This is a genomic window from Streptomyces sp. NRRL F-2664 (assembly GCF_000719345.1).
Taxonomy (GTDB): Bacteria; Actinomycetota; Actinomycetes; order Streptomycetales; family Streptomycetaceae; genus Streptomyces.
Genome location: NZ_JOFX01000645.1, coordinates 1 through 212, shown reverse-complemented (window position 1 = coordinate 212; position 212 = coordinate 1). Strand labels below are relative to the sequence as shown.

Annotated in this window: 1 pseudogene; it reads left to right on the top strand. The window is 66.0% G+C overall.

Annotated elements, in window-relative coordinates:
• Window positions 1-212 (top strand): annotated as a pseudogene (locus IF89_RS0137350) (IS630 family transposase); the annotation flags it as partial.

Below are 212 nucleotides of genomic sequence, written 5' to 3'. Positions count from 1 at the left end.
AGAGCCGTCTCATCTACCGGCCCCGCAACCATCTCCTGCCCAAGGGCGCCCGCAAGGGCTTCTCCTGGCAGGACTACCGCGACCTGCTGGTGAGGGCCCATATCCAGCTCGGCGGACCCATCGTGGTGATTTGGGACAATCTCAACACCCACCCGGCCGCCGGGCTGAAGCGGTATGAGGCCGAGCACGACTGGCTCACCACCATCCGCCTC